17 protein-coding genes are annotated in these 21,210 nt (G+C 65.4%); 8 read left to right on the top strand and 9 right to left on the bottom strand.

What is annotated here, in order from left to right:
* Positions 1–845: 845 nt before the first annotated feature.
* Both BLS11_RS15870 and BLS11_RS15865 read right to left on the bottom strand, forming a co-directional pair.
* Positions 846–3,794, bottom strand: coding sequence for a glycoside hydrolase family 3 protein (locus BLS11_RS15870; RefSeq protein ID WP_092538762.1), 2,949 nt, complete (start codon positions 3,792–3,794; stop codon positions 846–848).
* 152 nt (positions 3,795–3,946) lie between these two features.
* Complete coding sequence (locus BLS11_RS15865; RefSeq protein ID WP_092538761.1) at positions 3,947–4,912, bottom strand: sugar phosphate isomerase/epimerase family protein; 966 nt, start codon at positions 4,910–4,912, stop codon at positions 3,947–3,949.
* A gap of 148 nt (positions 4,913–5,060) precedes the next feature.
* Between BLS11_RS15865 and BLS11_RS15860 the strand changes: the two genes are divergently transcribed.
* The 5 genes from BLS11_RS15860 to BLS11_RS15840 all read left to right on the top strand — a co-directional run bounded on the left by BLS11_RS15860 (position 5,061) and on the right by BLS11_RS15840 (position 11,087).
* Positions 5,061–6,209 carry an ABC transporter ATP-binding protein gene (locus tag BLS11_RS15860; protein WP_092538760.1) on the top strand — a complete coding sequence of 383 codons (1,149 nt, stop codon included), beginning with the start codon at positions 5,061–5,063 and terminating at the stop codon, positions 6,207–6,209.
* A gap of 199 nt (positions 6,210–6,408) precedes the next feature.
* A complete protein-coding gene (locus BLS11_RS15855; RefSeq protein WP_092538759.1) occupies positions 6,409–7,905 on the top strand; it encodes an extracellular solute-binding protein in 1,497 nt (498 codons plus the stop codon).
* Positions 7,902–8,885, top strand: a complete 984-nt coding sequence (locus BLS11_RS15850) for a carbohydrate ABC transporter permease (protein ID WP_092538758.1) — start codon at positions 7,902–7,904, stop codon at positions 8,883–8,885. The genes BLS11_RS15855 and BLS11_RS15850 overlap by 4 nt, the downstream gene beginning before the upstream one ends.
* A gap of 1 nt (position 8,886) precedes the next feature.
* Positions 8,887–9,822, top strand: a complete 936-nt coding sequence (locus BLS11_RS15845) for a carbohydrate ABC transporter permease (RefSeq protein ID WP_092538757.1) — start codon at positions 8,887–8,889, stop codon at positions 9,820–9,822.
* A gap of 176 nt (positions 9,823–9,998) precedes the next feature.
* Positions 9,999–11,087, top strand: coding sequence for a Gfo/Idh/MocA family protein (locus BLS11_RS15840; RefSeq protein ID WP_092538756.1), 1,089 nt, complete (start codon positions 9,999–10,001; stop codon positions 11,085–11,087).
* Between the two features lie 85 nt (positions 11,088–11,172).
* On the opposite strand, the gene BLS11_RS15835 is transcribed toward BLS11_RS15840, so the two are convergent.
* The 4 genes from BLS11_RS15835 to BLS11_RS15820 form a co-directional block, all read right to left on the bottom strand.
* On the bottom strand, positions 11,173–11,928 hold the full coding sequence (locus BLS11_RS15835; protein WP_092538755.1) for an IclR family transcriptional regulator: 756 nt from the start codon (positions 11,926–11,928) through the stop codon (positions 11,173–11,175).
* Between the two features lie 464 nt (positions 11,929–12,392).
* Positions 12,393–13,103: a cob(I)yrinic acid a,c-diamide adenosyltransferase gene (locus BLS11_RS15830; protein WP_092538754.1), complete on the bottom strand. Its 711-nt coding sequence runs from the start codon at positions 13,101–13,103 to the stop codon at positions 12,393–12,395.
* Between the two features lie 26 nt (positions 13,104–13,129).
* Positions 13,130–14,464 (bottom strand): cobyrinic acid a,c-diamide synthase, encoded by a 1,335-nt coding sequence (locus BLS11_RS15825; RefSeq protein WP_092538753.1) that lies wholly within the window; start codon positions 14,462–14,464, stop codon positions 13,130–13,132.
* A 278-nt stretch (positions 14,465–14,742) separates the two neighbouring features.
* Complete coding sequence (locus BLS11_RS15820; RefSeq protein WP_092538752.1) at positions 14,743–15,027, bottom strand: DUF2249 domain-containing protein; 285 nt, start codon at positions 15,025–15,027, stop codon at positions 14,743–14,745.
* Between the two features lie 154 nt (positions 15,028–15,181).
* Here BLS11_RS15820 and BLS11_RS15815 point away from each other — a divergent pair, with 154 nt between their 5' ends.
* The 3 genes from BLS11_RS15815 to BLS11_RS15805 all read left to right on the top strand — a co-directional run bounded on the left by BLS11_RS15815 (position 15,182) and on the right by BLS11_RS15805 (position 16,862).
* Positions 15,182–15,748 (top strand): DUF7998 family protein, encoded by a 567-nt coding sequence (locus BLS11_RS15815; protein ID WP_092538751.1) that lies wholly within the window; start codon positions 15,182–15,184, stop codon positions 15,746–15,748.
* 148 nt (positions 15,749–15,896) lie between these two features.
* Entirely contained in the window at positions 15,897–16,274 is a 378-nt protein-coding gene (locus tag BLS11_RS15810) for a cupin domain-containing protein (protein ID WP_092538750.1), read from the top strand.
* Positions 16,275–16,535: 261 nt separating this feature from the next.
* On the top strand, positions 16,536–16,862 hold the full coding sequence (locus BLS11_RS15805; RefSeq protein WP_092538749.1) for a hypothetical protein: 327 nt from the start codon (positions 16,536–16,538) through the stop codon (positions 16,860–16,862).
* 155 nt (positions 16,863–17,017) lie between these two features.
* Here the strand turns inward: BLS11_RS15805 and BLS11_RS15800 are convergent, their stop codons facing one another.
* The 3 genes from BLS11_RS15800 to BLS11_RS15790 all read right to left on the bottom strand — a co-directional run bounded on the left by BLS11_RS15800 (position 17,018) and on the right by BLS11_RS15790 (position 21,199).
* Positions 17,018–18,529 carry a glycoside hydrolase family 99-like domain-containing protein gene (locus tag BLS11_RS15800; RefSeq protein WP_175454474.1) on the bottom strand — a complete coding sequence of 504 codons (1,512 nt, stop codon included), beginning with the start codon at positions 18,527–18,529 and terminating at the stop codon, positions 17,018–17,020.
* A gap of 319 nt (positions 18,530–18,848) precedes the next feature.
* The gene (locus BLS11_RS15795) at positions 18,849–20,243 is read right to left on the bottom strand and encodes a hypothetical protein (RefSeq protein ID WP_092538747.1); all 1,395 of its coding nucleotides are present in this window, start codon (positions 20,241–20,243) and stop codon (positions 18,849–18,851) included.
* Positions 20,243–21,199 (bottom strand): NAD-dependent epimerase/dehydratase family protein, encoded by a 957-nt coding sequence (locus BLS11_RS15790; RefSeq protein WP_092538746.1) that lies wholly within the window; start codon positions 21,197–21,199, stop codon positions 20,243–20,245. The genes BLS11_RS15795 and BLS11_RS15790 overlap by 1 nt, the downstream gene beginning before the upstream one ends.
* Positions 21,200–21,210 lie beyond the last annotated feature (11 nt).

Below are 21,210 nucleotides of genomic sequence, written 5' to 3'. Positions count from 1 at the left end.
CAAAGTCTGGAATGAAATAGACCGCAGACCGAGGGGAACATCTGCTGTGTAATCCTGGCAAGCGAAACTCTAGTTGTTCCGAGGAGTAAGATGACAGTGACAATCGCGGAGGTCGCTCGGACGAACCGTTCCTCACGAGTGTGATCTCCGATTCCAGATTCCCAAAGAGAAGTAGTCGAGCGTCGATAACGCGGCCAGAACGTGCCGAGGACCGCCGTGCGACGCACAGGCCTATGGTTCTCTAAGACAGAACGAACCGTCTCTGCTCGCCGGGAGAGTCCATCGATTCCGAACGGACGCCTCCCATCGAGCGAACACCCATAGGATTGTAATGGGAACGGCCGCGAAGAGGAACGTCGGCCGACGCCGCTTTGGCAGTTCGTCACGGGATTCCGACCGGCAAGGAAGGATACTGTTGCGGCCCTCGGAGACGGTGAAAATCCGGAAAGTGATTCCCCTATTTCAGAATTCATAAGTTGAGCTCGTTTTCCAGAAGTTGGAGAGAAAAGCCGGTTCGAGCCACGAGACGACTGCTAACGGCTGGTACGGCGGAGAGAAGCGAGTCGTTTCGGCGGGGGGAGCCGTTCGTCGGTTCGGCATCCCCTTTTCTATCTCAGAAATCGGTTCGTCGGCGGTCGCGAGCGATGTCGTCTCCGTCTCTGTCGCTGGCGTCCGCCACGCAGAAAGTCCCCCGAACGAACCGCGGTCTGCCGACGCCGCTTTCGCTCCACCGAATAGTGCGGCTGGGAGACCGCAGCGAGAGACGCCGCCGACGGTTACGGACGCCGTAGCGGGGACGTGGCGGGAGTCCGCTCTGGCCGTTCGCCGCGCGTCGTCGCCTCGAATTACCCCAGCCGAAGCGTGTGAACCCGCACCGCGCCGCGGGCGACGAGGTAGAGTTCCCGGTTCTTCCCGGTCGCCTTCTCAAGCGAGAACGTCGCGTCCTCGTAGGCGTACTCGCCGCCGGTCGATTCGACGTCCGTCCGACCGAGGACCGTCCCCGAGGGCGACCCGCGTCGAAGCTCCACCGTCGCGGTTCCGCTTTCGGGGCGGGCGAACGAGACGGTCGCTTCCGTCGGTTTCTCGCGCAGGTCCACGTCGGCGAACGACACCCACGAGTCGGCGGTCATCCCGACGACGGTTCCCTCCGACTTCGAGCGGTCGAGCAGGTCTATCTCCGACCACGTCCAGTCGTCGGCGTCGACGGCGCGGGTCGGTTCCGAGAGGGTCCGCGGCGGAATCTCCTCGCCGTCGACGCGCAACGTCCCGCGTGCCCGGATGTCGTCGGAGGCCGACCCGACGAAGACGCGGTGTCGAGAGCGCTCGACGACCCGTTCGTTCCGGGTTACGTCCCAGAAGGCGAACTCATCGTGATCGACTTCGAACTCCACCGTCGTCGACTCCCCGGCGTCGAGGCGGACGCGTTCGAAGCCGCGCAGCACCCGTCTGGGCTGGTCCGTCCGCGAGCGTTGCTGGCACGTGTACAGTTGGGCGACTTCGTCGGCCGCTCTCGACCCCGCGTTCGTCACCTCGACGCTGATAGTCGCCGCGTCGCCGGACGTGAGCGCGGAGTTGGGAATCTGAAGGTCGCCGTACTCGAACGTCGAGTAGGAGAGTCCGTGCCCGAACGCGTAGAGGGGATCGTCGTCGCCGTAGCGGTAGGTCGCGCCCGTCTCCGCGATGTTGTAGTTCGTGATGTCCGGAAGTTGCTCGACGGACTTCGGCCACGTCTGGGGGAGTCGGCCGCCGGGGGCGGTCGAACCGAACAGCACGTCCGAAAGCGCTCGGCCGGTCTCCTGCCCGGCGTGGGAACTCCAGAGGACGGCACCCGCGTCCGCCTGCGCACCGCCCATCGTCACCGGATAGCTCGTCTGCAGGAGCACCGCGGTCCGGGGGTGTTCGTCGACGACCCGTTCGAGGAGTTCCTGTTGACGCGGCGCGAGACCGAGGTCCTCGCGGTCCTTCGTCTCGCGCCCGCCGATGAGCGGGTGCGTTCCGACCGTGACGACGGCCGCGTCGGCCTCCGAGACGGCCTCAATCGCGGCGTCGATGCCGCTCTCGCGGACTTCGCGGACGAACGTCGCGGCGTCGCTCTCACTCTCCGCGCCGGTGACGAGCGACCCCTCCTCGACCGCCACGAACGTGTCGCTCTGCCTGTGGCGAAGTGCGACCGCGTCGCCGCCGACGTCGACGAACTCGAACGTCTCCGCGACCGTCTCCCACCCGGCGGGCGCCTCCGCGGCGTTGACGAGTCCGTCGCCGTCCACCGTGACGTACCGTTGGTTCGCCGACGCGAGGAGCGTCCACGAACGCTCGTCCCACTGGACGGCGTCGAACAACTGCACGCTCGGCGCCTCGTTTTCGTTGAGTCCGAGTCCGCCGCCGCCGGCACTCACGCCCGCGGTCACGTACCGGTCCGACTCCGCGTGCCGGAGCGCTATCGTGTCCGCTCCTTTCGCGCTCCGGAGGTTCTCGGCTCCGATTCGGTCCCTAACTCCCTCCTGAACCGTGATGCGGTACGGCGGCGTTCCGCTGTACCAGTCCTCGAAGACACTCTCGGAGAGGGGTCCGACGACCGCGACCGTCTCGTCCGACGAGAGCGGTAAGACGCCGTCGCCGTCGTCGTCGTTCTTCAGCAACACCGCCTGCTTGCGCGCCGCCTCGCGGGCCAGTTCGCGGTGTTCGGGCCGTCCGATGACGTCGTCGGTGATGTCCGCGTAGGGAACCTCCGAGTCGGGGTCGAACTCCCCGAGGCGGAACCGGACGGAGAGGACGTGTCCGACCGCCTCGTCGAGTTCCGCCTCGTCCAAGTGGCCCTCTTCGAGCGCAGTCGCGAGGGCGTCGGTCGTCGTCGAACTGTCGGAGCCGTACTCGGTGAAACTGTCGAGTCCCGCCTTCACTGCGGCCGCGCGGGCGACGGCGTCGGACTCGAAGTACTCCTGTGCGCCCGTGAGGTTCACCGGCGCCCACGCGTCGCTGACGTTCATCACCTTCGACCCGTCCGGCGCCCACTCGCGGACCATCTCGTCCAGCATCGGAGAGACGGTCATCGGCCGGCCGTTGACCAGATTGTACGACGCCATCACGCCGACGGCGTCGCCGGACTCCATGGGCCGTCTGAAGAACTCCGCGTAGTAGTCGCGGAGGAGTCGCGGCGGAATCTCGGCGTTCGTGGTCGTTCGCTCCGTCTCGTTGTTGTACCCGATGAAGTGCTTCAGCGTCGGGGCCGTCTTGAGGTACTCCGAGTCTTGCCCGGCGAGTCCGCGGACGTAAGCGGTCCCCGCCTCGCCGGACAGGAGGGGGTCCTCCGAGTAGCCCTCCTCGTTTCGACCCCACCGCGGGTCCCGGAGGGGGTCCACCGTGGGCGACCAGACGTTCAGGCCGACGCCGCCGTGCGTCGCGTCGTGTTTCCCGCGCACTTCGTCGCCGACGGCGCTTCCGACGCGTTCCACGAGGTCCGGGTCCCACGTGCTGCCGAGTCCGATTGCCTGCGGGAAGACGGTCGCCTCCTCCAACCACGAGACGCCGTGTAGCGCCTCGGTGCCGGTCCGGAACGCACCCAACCCGACCCGCCGAATCGGCGGTTGGTACTGGTGGAGGAGCGATATCTTCTCCTCGGTGGTCAGTCGTCCGACCAACTTCGCCACCCGGTCGTCCATCGGCCTGTCTGCGTCCCGGTACGGTTCGTCCGACGTCGATTCGTCGCTTTGCGCGCGGACGGCGTCGCCAGCGAGTACGAGTCCGGTTCCGGCGCCGAGACCGAGCAGCACGTCCCTGCGTGTCGTGTCAACCATCTATTATTACTCCGTGGTCACAATCGGCTACCTCCGCCAAAAATCTTTCTCGGATAATAATTTCGTTTTCGGGGAGTCGGAACCGGCGCGGGATGCACTAATCCCCCGAATCGAGGTCGGAACGCCGCGACTCCGGCGTCGATCGGTCGGGGTTACGCCCAGTACGCGTCGCCGGGTTCCGTCTCGAAGACGGCGCGTCGGAGGACGTCCACGCCCTTCTCCAGTCCCTCCGGGGAGGAGGTCAGCGAGTCCTCGTGTTCGATGGAGAGAGAGCCCTCATAGCCGACCATCCGGAGGGTGGAGACCACGTCCTTCCAGAACTCCTCGCCGTGCCCGTAACCGATGGAACGGAACAGCCACGAGCGGTCGGCCTCCTCCGTGTACGGGAGGGTGTCGAGGACGCCCTTCTCGCGGGCGTTGCTCTCGTACACCTTCGTGTCCTTCGCGTGGAAGTGGTGTATCGCGTCCTCCTCGCCGAGCAGTCGGATGGCGTCGGTGATGTCGATACCCTGCCAGAACAGGTGCGAGGGGTCGAAGTTCGCGCCGATTCGCTCGTTGGTCGCCTCCCGCAGTTGGAGCATCCCGTGCGGTTCGTAGACGAGCATGTTCGGGTGCATCTCGATGCCGACGTCGACGCCGTGGTCGTCGGCGAACGCCGCCAGTTCCGACCAGTACTCGACGGCCACCTCCCACTGGTACTCGTGGGCGTCGCGGTGTTCGTCGGGCCACGGGGCCGTAATCCAGTTCGGCGTCGAGTCGCCCGGCGCGCCCGCCGGGAGACCGGAGAACGTCACGACGGTATCGACGCCGAGTTGTTCGGCGAGGCGAATCGCGCCCCGAATCTCCTCGTCGGCCTCCGCGGCGCGTTCCTCGTCGGGGTGAAGCGGGTTGTTGTGCGTCGCCAGCGCCGCGATTCGGAGGCCGTACTCCTCCAGGAGGTTCCGGAGTTCCGCCTGGGCCGCCTCGTCGTCGAGATACTCCGACTGCGGGAGGTGGTCGTCGCCGACGAACCCGCCGCACGCCAGTTCGACCGAGTCCACGCCTATCTCGTCGAGGTACGCGAACGCCTCTTCGACCGTTCTGTCCGCTAACGAAACTGTGAGGACACCTACGTCCATACGATGCGGACTCGCGACTGTCGCAAAAACCCCTCTGATTGTGGTAAGTATCGGCATACCACTTACATCTCACGTCGAATCGTCCGTCGAGCGACGTGCCGGCCGCCAGTCAACATTTATGTAACTGAACTGTGAACTGCTCGCTGGTATGGGATCACTTAGGTTGCAGAGCGTTACCAAGCGATACGGCGACGTCGTCGCGGTCACCGATATGAACCTCGACATCGAGGACGGGGAGTTCATCTCGCTGGTCGGCCCCTCGGGGTGCGGGAAGTCGACGACGCTCGAGATGATCGGCGGACTGACGAAACCGTCGGAAGGGTCGGTTTACATCGGCGAGGAGGACGTCACGGACCTGCCTCCCAAGGACCGCGACTTGGCGATGGTGTTCCAGAACATCGCGCTGTTCCCGCACATGGACGTGTTCGACAACATCAGCTACGGCCTGCGCATCCGCGGGACGGACAGCGACGAAATCGAGGAACGCGTCGACGACGCCGTCGAGGTGCTGCAGCTCGACGGGATGCTCGACCGGATGCCGAGCGAACTCTCAGGCGGCCAACGGCAACGCGTCGCCATCGGCCGCGCCATCGTCCGAGACCCGGAGGTGTTCCTGATGGACGAACCGCTGGCGAACCTCGACGCGAAGCTTCGCGTCCACATGCGGACCGAACTCCAACGCATTCAGCGGAAACTCGACGTGACGACCATCTACGTCACGCACGACCAAGAGGAGGCGATGACGATGTCCGACCGCGTCGCCATCATCGACGACGGCGAACTCCAGCAGATAGCCCCGCCGTTGACCTGCTACAACGAGCCCGCGAACCTGTTCGTCGCCGGGTTCATCGGGTCGCCCGCGATGAACTTCGTCGACGGAACCGTCTCCGGGAGTCACTTCGAGGCGGAGGAACTGCGGGTGGACCTCGGCTCGACCGACGTGGGCGACGCGACGGACGTGACGCTCGGCGTCCGCCCCGAGGACATCCACTTCCGGGCGGCGCTCCCCGACTCGGAGTCGCTCGGGTCGGTGCGCGCGTCGGTCGACGTCCTCGAACCGATCGGCGAACGGATGTTCGTCTACCTCATCCCCGAGAAGGCGGTGCCGACGGACCGAGAGACCGGCGGCGAGGTCAGTCAGCAGTACCTCCTGATGACCGTCGACCCCGAGGAGGACATCGAGGAGGGAGCAGACGTCGAAGTCACCTTCGACCGGTCCAACGTCCACCTGTTCGACACCGCGACCGGAGGGGCACTGCTGCACGGACTGGAAGACGAACCCGCGCCGACCCCCTGACCGCCCGCGACCACAGGCCCGTCCGAAGACCGAAACCGTCGCCGGACCGTCCCGACGCGACACCGCACCGGTCGGCGACGAGAAGCGCCGCGTAGCCCCCGGTTCGGGAGATTCCGCCGCCCTTCGCACGGAGGTCGATACCGACCGGCGCGCTTGATGCAAACATATATGTGAGCTCGTCCAGTCGTCGTGGTTGTACATGTCAAGCAACGGGGCCAGCGATAGGAAGGGAGAGCGTACCGTTCGAAGGGCGATCAGCCGACGACGGTTCGTCGCCGCCGCCGGCGCGACGGGCGTCACCGCCGGGTTCGCCGGGTGTTCCAGTAGCGGCGGCGAGGGGACGACGGGCGGGACGGCCGGGGGCGGCGGCGGCGGTTCGACGACGCTCCAGTTGAGCGCCCACTCGGAGTGGCGCAACCAAAGCGAGAAGGTCAAGCAAGCGCTGTACGACGCCGGACTGTCGGAGGACATCGGACTGGAGTTCGTAAGCGCCGGGTCCACCACAGACGAGATGCAGAGCCAGTACAACCAGTGGCTCTCGGCCGGGCAGGCCAAACCCGACCTGCTGGTGTTCGACAGCGGGTGGACGATTCCGTTCATCATCCGCGAACAGCTGCTCAACCTCGAACAGGAACTGCCGCAGGACCTGCTCGATACGGTCCACAACGACTACTTCCAAGAGAGCGTCAGGTCCGCGACCGGACCAAACGGCGACCTCTACGGCGTCCCCCTCTACCCGGACTTCCCCACGATTCAGTACCGGAAGGACCTCGTTCAGGACGCCGGGTACGACTGGCAACAGTACGCGACCGACCCGATGTCGTGGGAGCAGTTCTCAAACGAACTGGCGGACGTCCACGAGCAGTCCGACGCGAAGTACGGGTTCAACTGGCAGGCCGCCTCCGAGATTCAACTGGCCTGCTGCGTCTTCAACGAGTTCCTCAGTTCGTGGGGCGGGGCGTACTTCGGCAACCCCAAGGAGAACCTCTACGGCCCGGTCGGCGACCGGCCGATAACCGTCACCGAAGAGCCCGTCCTCCAGTCGCTCCGGATGGCCCGGACGTTCATCCACGGGAGCGACGCCCAGGACACGCTCGACGGGTTCGCCGGGGGAATCACCTCCCAGGAGGCGTCCCAGTGGGGGCTGTCGCCGTCGATGCGACCGTTCACGCAGGGTAACGCCGTGGCGCTCCGCAACTGGCCGTACTCCATCAACATCAACGGGGCGGACGACGCACTCGGCGAGGACATGGGCGTCATCCCGCTCCCGTACGGCGTGCCCGAAGGCGAAGGGAAGTACCCCGGAACCGGCGGCTCCATCGGCGCGCTCGGCGGGTGGAACTTCTCCGTCAACCCGAACACGGAGAACTTGGAGGCGAGCATCCAGTTCCTGCAGGCGCTCTCGACGGAGTCGTTCCAGCGGGCGAACTTCGAGATATCGGGCCACCTCCCGCCGGTGCCGGACGTCCTCCAGAGTTCCACCGACGTCCCCATCATGGGCCGGTATCTCGAACCGCTCACGTACGCCGGGAAGAACACGATGGCCCGCCCGGCGACGCCCGTCTGGCCCCAGCAGTCCGACGCCGTCGCGCAGGAGGCGCACTCGGCTATCGTCGACGACAAGCCCGTGACGGAGGCGATGAATCGGCTTCAAACGCGCCTGAAGGAGTTCGAAAGCTCCTACAGCGGCTCATGAGCACCGAAAAGAAGACGACGTTGGCCGGAGGGACTCCGTGGTACCGGCCGGATATCGCCCTCGCGAACCGTCTGGAGCGACTGAACGAGACGCAGTTCGTCTACGTGATGTTGCTTCCGGTGTTCGCGCTCCTCGGGACGATGGCCATCTGGCCGCTGCTCTACACGGCCAACATCTCGCTGCACGCCGACAACATCGTCTCCTCGAACCCCATCGGCGATTTCGTCGGTCTGCAGAACTACGTCCGAGTGCTGACGGGGGAGGCTAGCCTCCGTCGGCCGTTCTTCGACCTCGACCGACCGTTCACGAGCGCCGCGCCCGTGACGCTCATCTTCACCTTCGGCGCGGTGGTCGCCGAGACGGTACTCGGATTCACGATGGCGCTCATCCTCGACCAGAAGTTCCGCGGGCGGCGGTGGGTGCGCGTGGGGATGATACTCCCGTGGGCCGTCCCCATCGTCATCCAAGGGATGATATTCTACCTGCTGTTTCAGCCGTCGCTCGGGTTCCTCGTCGAACCGCTCGCTAATCTGGGGTTAATCTCCGAAGCGCCGCTGTCGAACAGCCAAGACTCGCTCCTGATCGCCATCCTCGCGGACATCTGGAAGCAGTCGGCGTTCATGGCGCTTCTCATCCTCGCGGGCCTCCAGAGCATCGACCGCTCGCTGTACGACGTCGCGAAGATGTCCGGCGCGACGAAGGTTCAGCAGTTCCGCACGATAACGTTCCCGCTCGTCCTGCCGACGCTTCTCGTCGCGTTGCTGTTTCGGACCATCGCGGCGGTCAAAGTGTACGGGTTGGTCGAGACGCTGTCGGGCTGTAACACGGTGCCGACGCTCAGCTGTCTCGTCGTCTCGACGTGGAACGTGAACCGGTTCGGTTCCGCCGCGGCCGTCGCGTTCATCGTCGCGGCGATAATCGGAGTGTTACTCCTCGTCTACCTCGTCCAGTTCAACGATCAAGAGAACGGAGGAATCTAAGATGAGCACCGAATCAGACGTGGCCGACGCGAAGACCGGAGAGAAGAACATCCTCGAACGAGCCTCCCTGAAGGCGATTCAGGACCCCGATAGCGTCTACGAGTGGTTAACGTACATCGGTATCGGGTTCTTCCTGACGGTGTCGCTGTTCCCCTTCTACTGGCTGTTCGTCATCGCGCTCACCCCGAACCGGAACATCTCGAACATGGGGGTCGTTCCGAAGGGGTTCAACCCCGCGGCGTTCGTCGAGATATTTCAGGTCATCCCGTTTCACCGGTACGTCCTGAACAGCATCCTCATCGCGACGTTCTCGACTATCATCGTGCTCCTCATCGGGAGCATCGCGGGGTACGTCTTCGGACGGTACGACTTCCCGGGGCGGACGCCGCTCATGTTGGTCGTACTCATCATCTCGTACTTCCCGCCGGTGGCGTTCCTCATCCCCCTCTTTCGGCTGTTCACGGGGAACATCGACCTGTTCGGCCTCTCGTACCCGCAGTTGTACAACACGCCGTGGGCGGTGGTGATGCCCCTGAGCGCGCTGGTGATGCCGCTCATCATCTTCGTCCTCTCAACGTTCTACAGCCAGATACCCGACGGGCTGGAGGACGCCGCGCGCATCGAGGGGTCCACCCGAATCGGCGCGCTGTTTCGGGTCATCGTCCCCCTCTCCGCGCCCGGCGTCGCGACGGCGGGCATCCTCACGTTCATCATCGTGTACAACGAGTTCTTCTTCTCGTACCTGATGGTGAACGGAACCGTCGATAGCTGGTCGCCGGTGCTGCACGGTATCCTCGCGTTCCAGGGGACCCAACAGGTCGCGTACAACCTCATGGCCGCGGCGAGTATCGTCGGCGTCGTCCCGATGGCGATTCTCGTGATGGTGGCGCAGGACCGCATCGTCAGCGGTCTCACGCAGGGAGCGCTCAAGGAGTAGCGCTCGCGGCCACTCGCCTCCGCCCCGTCCCGTCGCGCTCTCGTCCGGTCACGCTCACCGTCCGGAACGCCGGCGACTCGACCGGTTGCGCCTCGACCGGTCTCTCGTCCCGCCGCGGTTCGACCACAGTGGAAAGAACTATCATACGGCGGACAGCTGTTCGAACAGAGCTATCGATGACATACCGCGCAATTCTGGTCGGCACGGGCGGACAGGGCGCAAACTGGTGTTCCGAGTACCTGCCCCCGAACGTGGAAGACGAACTCGTCGACGTCGTCGCCGCCGTGGACGTAGACGAGGCGGCGCACGAGAACGCCGTCGAGCATCTCGGCGTGGACCCTTCGGACTGCTACACGGACGCCGAGCGAGCCTTCGAGGAGGTGGACGCCGACTTCTGCGCCGTCGTCGTTCCGCCGTGGATTCACGAGGACATCGTGGACATCGCCATCGAACACGACGTCCACGTCCTCACCGAGAAGCCCATCGCCGATTCGCTCGAAGCGTCCGTCCGCATCGCGGAGAAAATCGAGCGCGCGGGGCTGAAGATGGGTGTGACGATGAGCCACCGGTTCGACCGGGACAAGACGACGCTGCGCCGGCGGCTCCGTTCCGGCGAGACGGGGCCGATAGACTACTTTGTCGGGCGGTTGACCTGCAACGCCCGGTCGTACGGGACGTGGGGCGCGTTCCGCCACGAGATGGAGGACGTACTGCTGGTCGATGGTGCCGTCCACCAACTGGACTACATCGCCGACATGGCGGAGAGTCCTTGCGAGACCATCTACGCCGACACGTGGCTTCCGGAGTGGGCCGAGTACGAGGGCGACGTGCAGGCGCTCGTACAGCTCCGCTTCGAGAACGGCGTCCGCGCGTCGTGGGAGGGGGCGAAGTCGAACGCCGCGACGCTCAACGGGTGGATGAGCGACTACCTCCGCGCGGAGTGTCGAGACGAGACGCTCGTCCTCGACGACCGAGAAATCACGCGGTACCCGTACGACGCGGAAGCGGAGGGCGTCGTCGGAGGGCTAGACGAAAATGCCGGCGAGGCGGTCCCTCTCGACGAACAGGAGAAGTGGGCGAACACGTGGCTCGTCGAACAGTTCGTCGAGTGGTTGGACGGCGGCGAGAAGATGGAGACGAACGTCCGGGACAACCTCCAGTCGATGGCGCTCATCGAGGCGGCGATGGAGAGCAGTCGAACCGGCGACCCGGTGCACGTGCAGGAACTCCTCGAAGAGGCCCGCGAGTCGGTCACGCTCGCGTAACACCGCGAGACCCGACGACGCCGCTGAACGTCTCCGCGGGCGGGGAGTCGGTCCGGCGGGCGGTGGGGGTCGTGCGAGGAGGCGGTCAGTAGTTGATGTTGAGTTCGATGACGTTCGCCGCGCTCAACACCATCTCCGACAGTCTCCCCGAGAGGTCCTCGTCGCTGACGCGACTCGCGGGGGCGGAGACGCTTATCGCGCCCAACACTTCGCCCGAGGAAGTTTTGACGGGGGCCGCGACGCAGCGCAACCCTTCCACACGTTCGCCGTCGTCGATGGCGTACCCCCGTTCGCGGACAGTCTCGAGCGCGGCGTACAGTTCTTCGCGGGTGCCGATGCTGTTCGGCGTCTCGCGCTTCAGCCCGCGGCGGTCGAGTATCTCCTCGACGCGCGACTCCGGCAGGTGCGCGAGGATGGTCTTCCCGAGTGCCGTCGTATGGAGGTACGTCCGCAGGCCGACGTACGTTTCGAGGTCGACCGCCTTCTCTCCCTTCGAGCACATCAGATACACGCCCAACCCCTGCTCCTCGACGAGGAGGTGGGCGAGTTCCCCCGTCTCCTCCGAGAGAGCCTCCACCTCCGGCGCGGCGACCTGATAGAGCTCCATCGACCTGCGCGTGTGGCCCCCGACTTCGAGGAACTTCAAGCCGAGTCGGTACTCGTCGCCGGTCTTCGTCACGTAGCTCTCCTCTCGGAGCGTCATGAGGTGGTTGTGGACGGCGCTCGTCCCCATTTCGAGGTCCTCCGCGAGTTCGGTCACCCCGCACGGCCCCTTCCGCTTTAACTCCTCTATCAGTCGGAGGGTCTTTCTGGTTGTCTGTACCGGATGTTTGGCCTGCATGTTATTGTAAACCAATCATCATTATCGCAGTTAAACTTTCTGCGTGTCAGAACGGACGTTCGTAGTCGAGTACACCAATACCGGACGGCCCCGATATTATTGTTATATTTACACAACACACCCGAAATGGAACCTCTCCGAACATTTCAGACGATATTTGTCCATCCACCGGCGACATTCGGACGGTAACAATTGCTATCTCACATTATTCGGCGTCAATCACTTCAATTCAAAATATTTTCCGGGAACAGACGAAACGTCGTATTCGAGGAAAGGAAAACACCATCCGGGAACCATTCGTCCGGTAGAGGTCTCTTCCGGGCGTATTTTGGACAGGAAACGGTGAATTCGGAACCACAAATCGATACGTTCGACGTAGTCCGCCGGGCGGTTGTATTGCTAAAAATGAGCAATATCGTAGAGCGTTTCGAGAATCGGCCGTTCTGAATGAGCGGATGAGAGAGTCAGTACTCGGTCCCCTTCCGCGCCCGTCGGCCCTCGTCGATGGGATGTTTCACCTTGCGGACGTTCGTCACGAGGTCCGCGGCGTCGAGGAGGTACGTCGGTTCGGAGTGGCTTCCGGTGAGGACGAGTTCGAGGCCGTCTGGCTTCTCTCGAATCAGGTCGAGTACGGACTCCTCGTCCAGCAGACCCATGTCCGCGGCGTAGAGAATCTCGTCGAGGACGAGCATGTGGACGCCGTCCTCCGGCGGCGCGTCGAGGTCGAACGGCGTCGAGAGGTCCGCCTCGCGCGCCGCGGCGAGGAGTTCGGTCGCCCGTTCGAGTCCGGCGGCCGCGCGTTCCTCGTGGGTCTCGTCGTCGCTCCCGTCGGCCATCCCGGCCCATCCGTAGTGGCCGAGGTTCTCGTAGGAGAAGCCCGGCATCGCCCCGATAGCGTTGTACTCGCCGCGGACCGCCTCCACGGAGTCCGCGCCGCCCTTCATGAACTGGAGCATGTGGACGCGGTAGCCGTGACCGGCGGCGCGAAAGCCCATACCCATCGCGGCGGTGGTCTTCCCCTTGCCGTCGCCCCACCAGACCTGCACGAGGCCGAACTCCTCGGGCGCGGACGGTTCGATGGTCGCGGCGTCGGGACGGACGCCGCGGCCGGGCGTGTTTCGTCGGACTGTCTCCGGGTCGATGTCGTTCGTTCCGGTGTCGTTCGTGTCGGTCATGGGTGCGGTGTCGTGTGGTCTGGTCGTCAGAGTCGGTCGACGAACCGGTCGAACGCTCCGCTCTCGGCGTGGACGTGCGCGTACGTGCCGAGCGTCTCGTACTCGCAGAGGCCGTCGAAGCCGTCGATTCCGGTGCCGCGTTCGACCTCGAAGGCGAACGTCGCGTCCGAGTCGGGGTCGGCCGTCGAGTAGTGGAACTCGTGGCCGCGGAGCGTCTCCCCCTTCGAGGCGGTCAGTGCGTCGCGCGTCGCCCGCAGTTCGACGTGGTCGAGGGCCTGATACCGGTCGCACATCCGGATATCGACCGGGAGGACGCCCGCCATCTCGTGGCGTTCGCCCTCGGCGGTGGTCAGCGACTCGCCGAGAGCCATGAACCCGCCGCACTCTCCGAAGACGGGCACCCCGTCCGCCGCGCGGTCCGAAAGGGCCGAGAGCGCCGACGACCGCGAGAGCGTCTCGGCGTGCAGTTCCGGGTACCCTCCGGGGAGGTAGACGCCGTCGCAGGGCGGCAACGCGTCGCCCTCGACGGGCGCGAACGTCACCACGTTCGCCCTCGCCCGCAGGCGGTCGAGCGTGGACGGGTACGCGAAGCAGAAGGCGGCGTCGCGGGCGACTGCGACGGTCGGACGCGAGGAATCGGTCGCTCCGCCCGCACCGTCGTCGGGAACCGCGTCGGGGCTGAAGTCCGAGAAGTCGGTCAGCCATCCGGGACGGCGCGCGAGTTCGAGCAGTCGTTCCGCGCGGACGCCGTCGGCCGCCGCGTCCACCGCCTCCGTCGAAAGCGGTGACTCGTCGCCGAGGTGGAGTCCGAGGTGTCGCTCCGGGATTTCCAGGTCGTCGCGGGGCGGAATCCGGCCCGCGTACGTCAGTTCCGCCGGAAGCGCGTCGCGAATGCCGTCGGCGTGGCGGCCCTCGTGCGCCCGCGAGGCGATAACGCCGGCGACGTCGATTTCGACGCCCGCCCGGTCCGCGTACTCGCGGAATCCGAGCGCCGTCGCGGCGATGCTCTCCATCCCCGCGCTGGCATCGACGACGAGGACGACCGGCAGGTCGAGCATCGCGGCGATGCGCGCCGTGGAGGTGTCGCCGTCGTACAGGCCCATCATCCCCTCCACGACGCAGATGTCGCCCTCGCCGCGGGCGTAGGTCCGGCGCATCCCGTCTTCGCCCTCCAACCACGGGTCGAGCGTTCGGGAGGGCCGTCCGACGACGGCGGCGTGGTGGGAGGGGTCGATGAAGTCCGGGCCGGCCTTCGCCGGTCTGACCTCTTGGCCCGCGCGTTCGAGGGCGCGACACACCGCGAGCGTCGCCACCGTCTTCCCGACGCCGGAGGACGTTCCGGCGAGGACGAACCCCTTCATCGTCGGCTCACCCGAATCGACGGCGGGGACGGACGGAAATCGGAGTCGGAGCCGGCGTCTCCGGGGAATTCCGGAGGCGAAGTCGCGACCGCTCCGAGTCCGTCCGCCGCGGCGAGTGAATCGGTTCCGACCATCGAATCAACCTCAGTTTCAGTAGATAAAGAATTGTTGGGTCGGATACTCGGCGGGGAGCGCAGACCCGCCCCGCTCGGCGGGTACGCCTCGAAAGGAGGGGCGACGGCGGAGCGAACGCCGCGTCGGAAACCGACCGGCGCGAGTCAACCCTGCGGTTTCCAGATGGTCGTGACGACGTACTCCTCGAACTCCGTCGTCTCGTACTCGTACCCTCGTTCGGAGAGTCGGGGGTAGAGATGTTGCGGCGCTCTGTCGTTCAGTTGCACCACCGCCGTCTCGTCGTCCAGTTCCGCGAGGAGTTCGAGCGTCTTCTGAAGCGGTTGCGGCGGCGGCAGTTCGCGCGCGTCGAGCGTCTCTATCGGACGCGACGGCGAGACGGGCAGTTCGTCCGTCGGTAGGTCGTCGAGAGACGGGTCGGTCGTCGCCATACGTTCGGGTAGGGGCTTCGGCAGTACGAAGACGACGCCGAACACGTTCGATTCGGGAGCCGAAGATTCGAACGAGCGAGCGTCGCACTCGGGGGCGTCGGAGCCGAACAGGTTCGGGAGGAAGGCTACCCCGACGGAGCGCCACGTTTCGCGTATGTTCGGATTCGGGTCAGCGTCGTCGGAGTCCGACGGCGCGTTCGACGGCATCGACGAGTTCGTTCCCGAGCACATCCCGGAACCCGGCCCGTCCTTGGAGGGACACGACGTGCTACGGGGCGAAGAGCACGTCGCGTTCCACCGGACGACCGAGGACGTGTTCGAGGAACGCGGCGTGTACGACGTGACGTTCGGCTACAACCTCGCGCGCCTCAACCTCGACCACCGACACCCCGATTCGGGGTACCGGTACGCGGTGGACGAAGACGACCCGTCGGTCCTCCGGGCTGAGTTCACGCCGACGGCGCCGTTCTGTCCGCAGAGTCGGACGCTCACCGTCGCGTCGTTCAGGGCGTGGAACGGGCTCGCGAAGCGACACGACTACGAACTCGTCCGGGTGAGCGTCCACCCGATGCACCACCGGAGCGACGCCATCGACGACGAACTCGACCGACTGGCGAGCGAGTTCCGAGAAAGCGGCGAACTCCCCGACCCCTCTGACGACGGAGCGCCGTTCCCGACGGACGGCGGCGCGGTGGGCGGAGAGTCGGACGCGCCGTTCTGACCGCCTCGGTTACGCGTCGACCCGCCGCCGGCGAACACGTTCGGGACAACGTCCACCGAGCCTTCGGACGAACGTCCGCGCGTATGACTCGACTCGCGAACGGAGCGACGCGTTCGACCGGCGGGGAACCCCTCGGAGGTGTCCGTCGATGCCGGCGGTAGATTTCGACGCCGAGCGAACGTTCGACGCCGACCGGTTCGTCGCCCGAGAGGCGGTCCGGACGGACCGAACGAAGGTCGTCTGCGGGTATTTCGAACCGGGGCAGTTCATCCCCGTCCACGCGCCGGAGAGCGACGTGGTCGTCTCCGTGCGGTCGGGGACCGGCCTCGTCCGAGAGGGCGACGACGAACACCGCGTCGAACCCGGCGACGTGTTCGTCGTCGAGGCGGGGACCCCGCGCGGTATCAAAGCCGACGACGACGGGCGACTCGAAGCGTTGCTCGTGACCGCGCCGCCGCCGACGGACGAAGAACACGGCCCGGTCCGGGAGGGACTCCGCCGCGGCGAGTTCGATCCCGGCGCGTAAGCGGCGGGAGACGGCGGCTTTTACTCTCCTCGAATTCCGCGGCGGTGAGAGGGTTCGACGGGCGTGCCGAACTGGGGGCGTGAGTTTCCCACAGGGCGTTTCACGAGTTCCCGATCCTCGGTCGTGGGATCTACCGCTCGACGGACTGGTCGCGGAAAGCGTGGACGAACCCGCCGGCGTCGAACGGAACGTGGACGGCGGGAAAGTGACGTTGCACTCGCAATCAGAAGCCCGAACCGGGTGGCGGCCCCCTCTTTGAATATGAGTTCTCCCAACGACCAGTACAGCGACGAGTCGTACCGCGAGGAGAGTCGCTACGACGGCGATCAGTACACGGAAGACGAGGACCGCGGGGGGTTCCCCTACTACCCGTCGTGGGGGTGGGGCGGCGGGTGGGGCGTGCCCCTTGCGAGTCGTGAGAAGGCGCGCTCCGACGAGAACGGGAGTCTCGTGGACGAGGGCCTGATCACGCTGTTTCTCATCACCGGCGCTATCCTGTTCTTGATCCCCGAACCGGCCACCTCGGCGGTCGGAGTCCTGCTACTGTTCGCGGGCGCAGTTGCGTGGCTGGTCGATTGGATGCTGTAGTGACGGATTCGGGTGGCGGGACGGTCGCGTTCTACTCCGGACCCCGTCTCTGAGTCGGAGTCCGAGGACCGAGCGGGATAGTCAGGCCGCACCCGTCGGTCCGTCGCCGTCGGACGATACGTTCGCGTCCTCCGATTCGACGGAACGACGACCGATTACGGGTCCGAGCCGTTCGGAATCGATAGTTCGTAGGTGTCCCATCGGTCCGACAGCGTCACCGTACCTATCTCTCGCCCGTCGAGTCGGACGGTCGTCCGGACGCCGGAGTCTATCCCCAGTCCTTCGACCGTAAGCGCCGTCGCGTCTTCGACGGCCGGGAGTTCGAAGAACACCCGACAGCGACCGTCGGAACCGCCCATCCACCGCCAACTCCGCGCGCCGTCGGACTCGGAGTCGTACACGCCGCCGCCGAACAGTAACCCCGTCGCCGCCCCGACGTCGTAGTTCGCCAGCGGCGTCGTTCCGTCGCGGAGCGCGATTCGGTTCGCCGCGAACGCCAACTGCCGACTGTCGTCGGGCGGTGATTCCGTCCGGTCGAAGCGCAGTTCCAACGACGCGCGGGCGTCGAGGGGGTCGGTCACCTCCGCCGTCGCCAGTTCGTCGGAGACGGCCTCGAGCAAGGCGTGACCCATCTCCAGGGTCGGTTCGACGTGCGTCCCCTCGTGGAACTCGTTGTACGACGTTACGACGACGGTGTTGACGGCGCTGTCGCCCGTCTTCCGGGCCGAGCGACAGTCGTCGCGGAACCGTTCGGGGTCCCGCGGTAACACCGGGAGGTCGCCGCCGGCTTCCGTGTTGTCGAACCCGGGGACGACGGTGGGGTAGAAGTGCGTCTCCCCGCCTTCGGCGGCGGCGCGCCACTGGTGGTAGTGGTCCGAGAGGGCACTCGCGAACGACCGTTCGTCGGCGTCTATCCGCCGCCATAGAGCGTACGGATTGTACATCGAAATCGCGTCGAACGCCCCGACTCTGTCTCGGTCCGCGCCGGTCGGGGCGTGTGGACTCACGAAGTTGCCCCAGATGTACGGTTCAGCGTCGAGTTCGGCGCGAACCTCCTCGAACGCACCGACGACATCGCCCCGGAAGGCCCTGCTCGGCCAGAGATACACGATCGGCTTCCCGTTCACGCGGCGGTAGTTGGGGTGACGAAAGTGGTTCTCCTGCAGGTATTCGAGGTCGGAAAGCAACCGCTCGCGGTTCTCCGGCAGGTCCATGTCGATTCCGTCGTCGGTCGCGTCGAACCGTCCGAGCGATTCGTAGAGGACGGAGTACTCGACGTCGGTCTCTCGAATCCGGTCGCCGAAGACCGTCGCGAGTATCCGATTCTCGCGGGAGTTCGGTCCCCACCAACTGGCCGAGAGCCAGTCGATACCGTACTGTTCCGCCCAGTCGAGGTTCTGGTCGATGACCGCGGAGTGACCGGAATCGTACTCCCCCAACAGCGGCGTCTCCGTGTACCCCTCGTCCCAGTGGCTGTCAGGTCCGTACCACGGGTAGTAGTGGGCGCAGACCGTCGTCGACGGTCGTTCGTTCGAGGGAGACGAGGACGTCGCCTGCGTCGTCTCGTCCGGAGACTGCGAGCGCACTCGCCCGGCTACCGCCGTCCCCGAGGCGACCAATCCGACCGTTCCCGCGAGCAGGCGCCGCCTCGTCGTTTCGAGCATCATGCGATACGTCCGAGGTGAGAGGTATAGCCACTCCGGTTGGTTATCAGAATTGATACTATACGGAGGGAGCGTACCCGCAACGTGACCTCGGACACGCCACGCGGGATACGGCCGCGGACGGACCGAGAGATCAGTTCGATGCGCGTACGGGAGCATCTCAGAATTCCGCTCCGATCGAGGGTCACCGCCGGAGGCGGCGTTTCGAGTCTCTGTCGGTGGTGGAGGGGGAAGATGGAAACGGGGACGCGCAGAGAATCAGAACGGTCGCGGTGCCGATTCGGAGGCCGGCGGGCGCGTACGACGTTTCCGCCGGTGTGCGTCAGTTACGGATGCTCTGCACGCGCGAGTAAACTTCGTCGTACGCCCCCTCGATACCGTCAGACACGTCTCTTCGAAGGCGCAGCGACGACGCTTTCAGCGATTCGAGGGGGTCGCGCTCCGGAACGCCCACGATGTACGCGACGAAGACGAACATCGGGAACCAGAGCATGTAGTTCTGCAGCGACCGCCAGTGGAACCACAGCACGAGTCCCGGGAACGCGAGCATCCCGACGCCGAGTTTGTCGTAGTACCGGTACGACGCCGCGAGCGTCAGGAACCACGCGCCGAACACCGCGACGGTGAACAGCGGTTTGACGGCCATCGGGTCGAGTTGGAGGTAGTCGACCAGCATCGCGGGTCCGACTCCGCTGGGCGGGAGCGTGATGCTGATGGGGATGGTGACGTACTCCCAGTAGGCTCCGAGCCCCGTCCAGAGTGCGAACGGGACGTTGATGAGCGCAGTCGCCGAGAGGCCGGTTACGACCCACTTCTTGAGGTACTGCTTGCCGTACAGGTTGTACGCGATGATGCCCAAGTAGGGCGCGACGATGATGGGTTGCGGGCGGTAGCTCGCGCCGAGCGCGAGGAAGAGCGCGGACAGACGGGGGTAGTGCAGCGAGAGAATCGCACAGACGACGAACAGGACCCACGCGGCGTCCGGGATGAACGCCGAGGGGAACAGGATGAGGTTCCAGTCGATGAGGAAGAAGATGGGGATGAACGTCCGGAGTTCGTCCCTCGCTACGACCGTGACGAGGGCGACGAGGAGCATCATCGCGACGAGGTCCTGCGTCGCCCCCGAGACTCCGAGCGCCCGCGCGGGCAGGTACCAGATGACGGAGACGGGCGGGTAGTCCAGGTGCGTGACGATGTTCGTCGGGTACTGGACTCCCTGCGGGAGGAGGTCCGGCGTCAACGGCGTACGGAAGTAGCCGGGGACCTGCGCGAGAATCTCCTGGTCGTAGTTGTACGTGTAGGGGTTTTTCCCCCGCAGGAGACGTCCGGCGCCCTCGTACTGGAGGACGTACCCGTCCGTCTTGCCGCCCATCACCCGCTCTCGGATCACCGAGGTCGAGAACACGTTTTTGAGGAACAGTATCCCGACGACGCCGTAGACGAACGGCGTCACGTACGAGAGTTTCGAGACGCTGGCGGACCACGCGGACCCCACGCTGAGCAGGGCGAGGAACGCCACGAGGTACAGCACCAGTGCGCCCGCCATGGCCAAGGCCGGCGGGTCGTACGCGAACGTCGTCACCTCGTTCATGACCGAGACGGCGAATCCGCCCGTGTTGTAGAGGACGAGATTCGCGTAGGTCATCAGCATGAGGGCGAGCATGATGAGCCCGACGTCGTCCGTGTCGAACGGGAACTGGGTCTCGGACGTCGCCATCAGCGAACAGTCACCCCTGCAGCCGGTTCGTCGTCGAGGTACTGGGAGCAGACCTCACGAATCCCCTCCTCGAGCGGTATCTCCGCTTCCCAACCGGTCGCCTCGCGGATGGCGGAGGTGTCCGCCATCGTATCGTGGACGTACACGCTCTCGGGAATCGGGTTTTCGACGTACGAGGGAGCGACGTCCGTCCCGAGTTCGTCGTTCAACATCTCGACCAACTCGTTGAACGACACCTGCCGACCGGTTCCCAGATTGTACACGCCTTGGAGTCGGTGTTCGGCGGCGGTTATCAGACCGCGGACGATGTCGCGCACGTGCGTGAAGTCGCGGGTCTGCGTCCCGTCGCCGTAAAGGACGGGCGACTCCCCGTTGGCCAAGTCGTCGGCGAACTGCGCGATGACGTTCGCGTACTCCCCTTTGTGTTCTTCTGCGCCGCCGTAGCCCTGGTAGACGCTGAAGAACCGCATTCCAGCCGTGTTCAGGCCGTAGTGGTTGTGGAAGTACTCGGCGTACTTCTCGCGCGCCATCTTCGACGCCTCGTACCCCGTGTTCACCGTCACGTCCATGTCGACGGGCGACGGTTCGGTCATGTCGCCGTATATCGAGGAGGTGGACGCGTACACGACGGTGTCGCATCCGTCCTTGCGCGCTTGGTCGACGGTGTTGACGAACCCTTCGACGTTCACGCGCGCACCCCGGGCGGGGTCCTCTTCGTGCATCGCGTACGAAGACAGCGCCGCGAGGTGGAAGACGACGTCTACGTCGGTCGGCAGGTTGTCGTCGAGGACGCTCCGTTCGTGGTACTCTATCTCCGGGTCGAGGTTCTCCTCGGTGCCCAGATAGCCGTCGTCGACGACGACGACGTCGTTCGATTCGGCGAGCGTGTTCGCGAGGTTCGATCCGATGAAGCCGGTGCCTCCGGTGACGAGGACGCGTTTGCTGTCGAGGTTCATTGGTGAAGTCG

It is taken from the genome of Halopelagius longus, from assembly GCF_900100875.1.
GTDB lineage: Archaea > Halobacteriota > Halobacteria > Halobacteriales > Haloferacaceae > Halopelagius > Halopelagius longus.
Note: the sequence above shows the minus strand (reverse complement) of the source record. Positions and strands in the feature narration are given on the sequence as shown.